This is a genomic window from Streptomyces sp. PA03-6a (genome assembly GCF_033792765.1).
Lineage (GTDB): Bacteria > Actinomycetota > Actinomycetes > Streptomycetales > Streptomycetaceae > Actinacidiphila.
In genome coordinates this window covers 42,053-49,377 of sequence record NZ_JARAVK010000038.1, presented here as the reverse complement: position 1 = coordinate 49,377, position 7,325 = coordinate 42,053, and the positions used below count along the sequence as shown (strand labels likewise).

The following is a 7,325-nucleotide window of genomic DNA, read 5'->3' as shown; positions in this document are numbered from 1 at the left end:
TTTAAAGGGGCACCAGCCTCCCCCTCCCCCTCCCCTGTCACCGATGGTCCCAGCGGAAAGTCGTGTGTCGACGACTGTCGCCGCGGCTCGTGGAGCTGTGCAACGCGACATCACGCGGTGGCTCTCGGTCGTGCCCGCCGCCGCAGCGAGGAAACCAACTCCTACTCGCAATGCCCGAATTGGAGAAGCAACTCATGCCCCAGGAATCCGAAAACCGCCCCAGTGTCGTTGTGATCGGAGGCGGCTATGCCGGCACCCGTGCGGCCCGGGAGCTGGACGACATCGCCGACGTCATCCTTGTCGAGCCGCGCGACTCCTTCCGCCACAACATCGGTGCACTGCGCGCGACGGTGCAGCCGGACTGGGCGCACAACATCTTCATGTCCTACGAACGCCTGCTCACCCGGGGCAAGGTGGTGCACGAGCGGGCCGCACGGGTCGAGCCCGGCCACGTCGAGCTGGCTTCGGGTCAGGTCCTGCGTCCGGACTTCCTGGTGCTGGCCACCGGATCGCGGTACCCCTTCCCGGCCAAGGACGGGGAGGAGAGCAGCGAAAGGTCCAAGGACAACTACGCCAGGACCGCCAAGGAGCTGGAGCGGGCGGACCACGCCGTGATCCTGGGTGCGGGTGCTGTTGGTATCGAGATGGTCGGTGAGATCCTCGCGCAGTGGCCGGGCAAGAAGGTCACTCTTCTCGATCCTTCCTCGGACGTGCTCGGCGGCGACTACCCGGAAAAGCTGCGGACGGCACTGCGGAAGATGATCACCGAGGCCGGAGTGGACCTGCGCCTGGACGAGGGCTTGACGGAACTGCCCGAGGCGCCGGCCGGAGTGGTGGCGCCGTTCACGGCGCAGACCACCACGGGCCGAACGATCGAGGCGGACCTGTGGCTGCGCTGTTTCGGCGGGGCGGTGCCCTCCGATTATCTCGCCGGGAGCCTGACCGGGGCGCGAAACACCTCGGGGACCGTGCGGGTGGGCGACGACATGCGGGTCGAGGGGCACGAGACCGTGTACGCGGTGGGCGACATCGCCGATCTCGGCCTGCCGACCGCGTTCCTCGCCGACATTCAGGCGGAGGTGGCCGCAAAGAACATCCGGCGGCACATCGTCGGTGAGGAGGAGGGCGAGGACGCCGTGTTCGCGGACCCCTTCCCGCACCTCGTCGTGCCCTTCGGTCCCGGCAAGGGAACCGGCTGGCTGGTCCACCAGGAGGATCTGCTCGACGATGCCTCGGTGGCGCAACTCAAGGGCGACCACCTGCTCGTGGACATGTACACGGACAAGCTCGGCCTGACCGAGGGCGCCTGGACCCTCGGTCACTGAGCCCATTCGGAACGGTCACCCATCCGGTGAGCCGGCATTCAGGAGGGTGGCACCCCCACGCGGCAGATGGCGGGGCGTGTCAGCCGCACCCGGGACGTCACCCTCCTAAGTGGCCACTGACCAGGCTCACTGAATGACGCACACCCCCCTTTACCCGAATACGAGGCTCAGTGATGGCTGAACCAACCACCGCTGCGGAGCGGCAGCCTGGTACCGAACCCGACCTGGCGGCCTTGCAGGCCCGGGTGGCCTGCCTGGACGTGATCGACGCGTTCTTCCGACGGGTCGACGGCGGCGAGGCCGCGCGCGCTGTGGAACTCTTCACCTCGGACGGCGAACTGGTGGTGGGCTCGTCGTCCTTCTCGGGAGCCGGGCTGGCCGCTGCCATGCGGGCCCGGCAGGAGGACAGCGGTAAGCAGGGCGTCCACGTCCCGGCCGCCTCCTCCTTCCACCTGCTGTCGCCGGCTGAGGCGGAGGTCCAGACGTACCTGCATCTGTACCGGCAGGCCAACCAGCGGGCGGGCACTGCTCCGGTGCCCCGTGCGGTGACGCTGCTCACGGACCGGTTCGTGAAGGGCGACGACGGCCGCTGGCGTATCGCCCGGCGAGTCGTCGACATCGTTGCGGGAGGTGAATGATGATGCGCCTGTACCGCACACCCGAGGGGCTGGCCCGTGGCGAGGGCGATGAACTCGCCCTACTGGACCTCCCCCACGTCGATGTCGCCGATCTGCTGTCGGACGGCATCGAACGGGCCCGATGCGCCCGTGTCCGCAGCAGAATACCGTTCCAAGACGCGGTGCTCCTGTCACCGGTGGCGGTTCCGGGCACGGTGGTGATCGCCGGTGCCAACTACCGCGATCACGTGGCGGAGGCCGGCATGCCGACCCCCAACGCCCCGGCGTTCATCACTGTGACGGGCATGAGCGCGACCGGGCCGCACGACCCCATCTGGCTGCCCGCCGAGGCCCCCTCGCAGGTCGACTACGAGGCAGAACTCGCCGTGGTGATCAGCCGGCCGGGACGGGACATCCCGGTGGGACGGGCGTGGGACCACGTCGCGGGGCTGATCGCGGTCAACGACGTCTCCGCTCGTGACGTGCAGTTGGCGGCGATGACCAACGGCGTCGTCACCGACATCGACGGAGTTCGGAGGGGGAAGTCCTTCCCACACTTCAAGCCCATGGGTCCGGCAGTGGTCACCGTGGACGAGACCGGGACCGACCTGGACCTGGCGATCCGCACGTATGTCAACGGCGAGGTGCGCCAGGACTCCCGTACCAGCGAGATGATCTTCTCTGTTCCGGAAATCATCTCCCACGTCTCGGCCACGACGCCCCTGCTGCCCGGCGACGTGGTGCTGACCGGGACGCCCGGCGGCGTCGCCCTGGCGAGCGGCGGATACCTGCGCTCCGGTGACGTGGTCACCGTGGAGATCGAGGGGCTGGGCCGGCTCCGCAACCCCGTGCGCATGGCTCCCACGGCCCCCAACTAGACAGTACGTCTGCCGCCGGCCATGTGCCCGGGCAGCAGACGCGCTCCAGCCATGGCCAACACGGCGTGTGATCCCGCGCGTGCGCCCAATTCGAAGTGAAGGAAAGTCAGATGGACAAGGTGGTCGGCTCGGCACACGACGCGGTGGCCGACATCCCTGGTGGCGCCACCCTCGCGGTCGGCGGCTTCGGGCTCTCGGGCATCCCCTCCACCCTTATCTCGGCTCTCGTCGCCGCAGGTACTTCCCGTTTGGCCGTGGTGTCCAACAACTGCGGTGTCGACGACGGCGGCCTGGGACTTCTGCTGCGGGCCGGCCGCATCGCCCGCATGACCTCGTCCTACGTCGGCGAGAACAAGGAGTTCGCCCGCCAGTACCTGGAAGGCGTGCTCGAGGTAGAGCTGGTGCCCCAGGGCACCCTCGCCGAACGGCTGCGCGCCGGCGGCACGGGCATCCCGGCCTTCTACACCCCTGCCGGCGCAGGAACCCTCGTGGAAGCGGGCGGACTGCCCTGGCGTTACGCGCCGGACGGCAGCACGGCGGTCGCCTCCCCGCCCAAGGAGGTGCGAGAGTTCGGCGGCCGCCGGTACCTGCTGGAAGAGGCCATCACCACCGACTTCGCGCTCGTCCGGGCGGCGGTCGCGGACCGGCATGGCAACCTCGTCTTCCACGCCGCCGCCCGCAACTTCAATCCACTGTGCGCCATGGCCGGCCGGACGACCGTGGTGGAGGCCGACCGGATCGTCGAGCCCGGTGAGATTCCGCCCGACGCCATCCACCTGCCGGGCATCTACGTCGACCGCGTGGTGGCCGCCGACGTCGCGGACAAGCGCATCGAGCGCCGCACAGTGCGCGAGCCGGGCGACGTCCGACTCGGCCCTCGACACGCCACACCCGCCACAAACACGACGCAGGAGGAACAGTGATGACGACCAGGACCCACAGCGGCGAACTGCGCGACGCGCTGGCCGCACGTGCGGCCAGGGAACTGACCGATGGCCAGTACGTGAACCTCGGCATCGGCCTGCCCACCCTGATCCCCAATCACCTTCCCCCCGGCGTGCACGTAGTGCTGCACGCCGAGAACGGAATCCTCGGCGTCGGCCCCTACCCATACGAGGAGGAGGTGGACCCGGACCTGATCAATGCCGGGAAGGAAACCGTCACCGTCCTGCCCGGCGCCGCCTACTTCGACTCGGCGGCGTCCTTCGGCATGGTCCGTTCCGGCCGCATCGACACGACGATCCTCGGCGCCATGCAGGTGTCCGCCGGCGGAGACCTGGCCAACTGGACGGTTCCCGGGAAAATCGTCAAAGGCATGGGCGGCGCCATGGATCTCGTCCACGGCGCCCGCAGGGTTGTCGTGGTCATGGAACACACTGCCCGCGACGGCTCCCCGAAGATCGTTCAGGAATGCACCCTGCCGCTCACCGGCCGCGGTGTCGTCGACCGGATCATCACCGAGCTGGCGGTCTTCGACGTGACGGCCGACGGCCTGCATCTGGTGGAACTCGGCCACGGCGCCACTGTCGACACGGTGCGCGCGGCTACCGAGCCGCCGTTCTCCGTTGCTGACCCACTGCGGTGACCGACATCGAGGTGCCCGTCAGCTGTCGGCCGCAGAGGCCCGCGCGTGCCCGAAATCGAGTTTCCGCTGGCAACCGCGGGCTTCCGCCTGTCGGGCGAGGCGCACGCTGGTGTGGAGGGCCTGAGTGGCCGACGTGCCCTGTCCCACTGTGGCGAGTCGAGGACGGACAGGGGAACAGGTGCGGGTGATGCGGCGCCGCGAGCCATGAAAGATCAAGGCTGAATGATCATGGACACCGCAGGTCCGTTCGCCGAGCAGATCGCTCGCGACGCGCGAATCCGTATCGTCCGACCAAGTATTATCTGTATCGTTCGTTCAAATGGGACGTGTGCTCCACCCCGTGGGATGCGTCAGAGACATCGACAAGGAGGAGTCGTGCGCGGCTGACCCGGCCGGACGCCCCGGCCGGGCGCGGCACCTCCCCGCTACGCACACGCAACTTCGGCCCGTATGAAGAGGAAAAATGAAAACAGTGGGAGTATCCCGATTCGGAGGGCCGGAGGCCCTGCGCGTCTTCGAGGTGCACGAGCCTCATGCCGGTCCCGGGCAGGTACGCATCCGGGTCCACGCCGCCACGGTGAACCCCGGTGACCGCTACCTGCGTATCGGGGCGCTGGGCCCCACATCCCCCGCACCCCCGTATGTCCCCGGCATGGAAGCAGCCGGGGTGCTGGACGAGATCGGCACCGGTACAAAGACCGATCTGCGCCTGGGGGACCGGGTCATGGCCATGGCCGACCCGACCAGTGCCCTGGGCGGCGCCTACGCGCAATACGTCGTCCTGCCCGCGGAGCAGGTCGCCCGCGCGCCGCGGGGCACGACCCATGCCGAGGCGGCCACCCTGCCCATGAACGGGCTGACCGCGCGGCTCGCTCTCGACCTGACCGGGCTCTCACCGGGGCAGACGCTCGCGGTCACCGGCGCAGCGGGAGCCGTCGGCGGCTATGTGACCCAGATGGCCAAAGCGGGCGGACTCACCGTGGTCGCGGACGCCTCGCCAGCCGATGAGGAGCTCGTGCGCTCGTTCGGCGCCGACATCGTCGTACCCCGGGGGCCCGATGTTGCTCAGCACATCCTGCGGGCCGTGCCGGCGGGAGTGGCAGGCCTGATCGACGCGGCAGTCATCGGTTCGGCGGCGGTGGCCCCGGCGGTCCATGACGGCGGCGTCATCGTCACCGTGCTCGGCGAAGGAACCTGCGCCCTCAGCCCCAACGAGATGCGGCGGCGGTCTCTGCGGGTGCGCATGGCCTTCGTCCCGGAGTACCTGGGCGACCGCAGCCGGCTCGATGACCTGCGTGAACAGACCGAAGCTGGAAAGCTGACCCTGCGCGTGGCTCGTACCTTCCTTCCCGAACAGGCCTCCGAGGCCCACCGTCTGTTGGAGGCCGGCGGCGTACGCGGTCGCCTCGTCCTGGAGTTCTGAACCGCCCCCCTCTGCGTTCGCGGCGGTCTCAGGGGAACCAAGGCGTGTGCGTCACTTTGCGACGGGACCGCGTGGGATCCTCTGTTCCCGCCTGCGCACCGCGTCCGGGACATCGTCCGGGACGCGGACCCTGCCCGCATACGGGTACACGTACCCGTATGCGGAGAAGCGGCCGTGCACGAACGGGTAGGTGTGAGCGCTCTCGGTCATGTAACGGCGCCGGTTCTCGCACGGGCTCGGCTCGCCGTCGATGACGCAGGCGCGGCAGCGGCCGCACATGCCGTGGGTCCAGACGATCCGATCGCGCTCCGCGAGGGGTGGGCCGAGCGAGTCGGTTCGCGGACCGTCGCCGAAGGCCGCGATCCGGCCCACCATCTCATGCCCGAGGACCAGGGGAAGTGCGCCGCCGACATCACCCGCGGAGCCGTCTGCGACGTGTACGTCGGTGCCGCACAGGATCGCGGCGGTCATGCGGACCGGCAGCGCGTCCCGCTCGATGGCCGCGGGGATCTCCACGTCCAGTACCTGCAGTGCTTCGCCGGTGGCGGTCAGTGCGGCCGCGCGGCTGGTCGCCGGGATCTCAGCGGTCACCGGTCACCCCCTGCGCTGTGGCCTTCTCCCGGGTACGGGCCACCATGCGGGCCGCTTCGACCAGGCCCGCGGCGCCGGCGAGGCCGCGTGCCAGCACCTCCGAGGGGTCACCACCACCTGCGCGCACGGCGTCGGCGAAGTGGTGCATGTCCTTGTGCATGAGAGTGTGGACGTGTTCGGCCAGTTCCGGCGTGATGTCTCCGCCGAGGGCGCGGAGCGCCGCACTGGCGCCACTGCTGGCGGAGACCACGTCGATGAGGGCCGGAATGTCCAGACCGACCTGGGCGGCCAGACCGAGGACGTCCTCGGCGTTCTTCATGTTGGTGATGGTCAGCGCGTTGTTGAACAGCTTGGTGAACTGGCCCGCGCCGACCGGCCCCATCAGCTTGACTGTGTCACTGAAGGTGGCGAGCACCGGCCGAGCCGCCTCGAAGGCGCCCCGCGACCCGCCGGTGAAGGTGGTCAGCGTGCGGGCGCGGGCGCCGGGGCTGCCGCCGCTGACGGGTGCGTCGAGGTAGACCCCTCCGGCCCGGGCGACGTGTTCGGCGATGCGTACGGCCTCGGTGGGGTCGCCGGTGCCGTGGTTGACGATGATCGTCCCGGGAGCGACAGCGGCCAGCAGGCCCTGGCCATCCAGAACGTCCCAGAGGTCGGCGTCGTCGCGCAGGCACAACTCGATCATCTGGACGGACGCCCCGAGTGCGGCCACGGTGCCGTGAACCGTGTGCGGGACCTTCTCCACCGCGGACAGCGAGGCGGGGCGCCGGGCCCATACGTGCAGCTCGAAGCCGTGCTCACCGATGGCTTCCGCCATGGGGCCGCCCTGGTCACCGAGACCGATGAAGCCGATCTTCTCGATTGTCACCTTCATTGCGGAGTTCTTTCGTTTGAGCGGGTGAGACATGG

8 protein-coding genes are annotated in these 7,325 nt (G+C 69.3%); 6 read left to right on the top strand and 2 right to left on the bottom strand.

Features of this window, described 5'->3' with window-relative positions:
- The first annotated feature begins 194 nt into the window (after positions 1 to 194).
- The 6 genes from PV350_RS12435 (at position 195) to PV350_RS12410 (ending at position 5,828) form a co-directional block, all read left to right on the top strand.
- Positions 195 to 1,325: an NAD(P)/FAD-dependent oxidoreductase gene (locus PV350_RS12435; protein WP_500333748.1), complete on the top strand. Its 1,131-nt coding sequence runs from the start codon at positions 195 to 197 to the stop codon at positions 1,323 to 1,325.
- Positions 1,326 to 1,498: 173 nt separating this feature from the next.
- Positions 1,499 to 1,963 (top strand): nuclear transport factor 2 family protein, encoded by a 465-nt coding sequence (locus tag PV350_RS12430; protein WP_500333746.1) that lies wholly within the window; start codon positions 1,499 to 1,501, stop codon positions 1,961 to 1,963.
- Entirely contained in the window at positions 1,960 to 2,820 is an 861-nt protein-coding gene (locus PV350_RS12425; protein WP_500333744.1) for a fumarylacetoacetate hydrolase family protein, read from the top strand. The genes PV350_RS12430 and PV350_RS12425 overlap by 4 nt, the downstream gene beginning before the upstream one ends.
- 110 nt (positions 2,821 to 2,930) lie before the next feature.
- The gene (locus tag PV350_RS12420; protein WP_500333742.1) at positions 2,931 to 3,743 is read left to right on the top strand and encodes a CoA transferase subunit A; all 813 of its coding nucleotides are present in this window, start codon (positions 2,931 to 2,933) and stop codon (positions 3,741 to 3,743) included.
- Positions 3,743 to 4,405 carry a 3-oxoacid CoA-transferase subunit B gene (locus PV350_RS12415; protein ID WP_500333740.1) on the top strand — a complete coding sequence of 221 codons (663 nt, stop codon included), beginning with the start codon at positions 3,743 to 3,745 and terminating at the stop codon, positions 4,403 to 4,405. Before PV350_RS12420 ends, PV350_RS12415 begins: the two co-directional genes overlap by 1 nt.
- Before the next feature lie 463 nt (positions 4,406 to 4,868).
- Entirely contained in the window at positions 4,869 to 5,828 is a 960-nt protein-coding gene (locus tag PV350_RS12410) for an NADP-dependent oxidoreductase (protein ID WP_500333738.1), read from the top strand.
- A gap of 51 nt (positions 5,829 to 5,879) precedes the next feature.
- Here PV350_RS12410 and PV350_RS12405 read toward each other — a convergent pair whose 3' ends face one another.
- Both PV350_RS12405 and PV350_RS12400 read right to left on the bottom strand, forming a co-directional pair.
- A complete protein-coding gene (locus tag PV350_RS12405) occupies positions 5,880 to 6,419 on the bottom strand; it encodes an alcohol dehydrogenase catalytic domain-containing protein (RefSeq protein WP_500333737.1) in 540 nt (179 codons plus the stop codon).
- Complete coding sequence (locus tag PV350_RS12400) at positions 6,409 to 7,290, bottom strand: NAD(P)-dependent oxidoreductase (RefSeq protein ID WP_500333735.1); 882 nt, start codon at positions 7,288 to 7,290, stop codon at positions 6,409 to 6,411. Before PV350_RS12400 ends, PV350_RS12405 begins: the two co-directional genes overlap by 11 nt.
- Positions 7,291 to 7,325 lie beyond the last annotated feature (35 nt).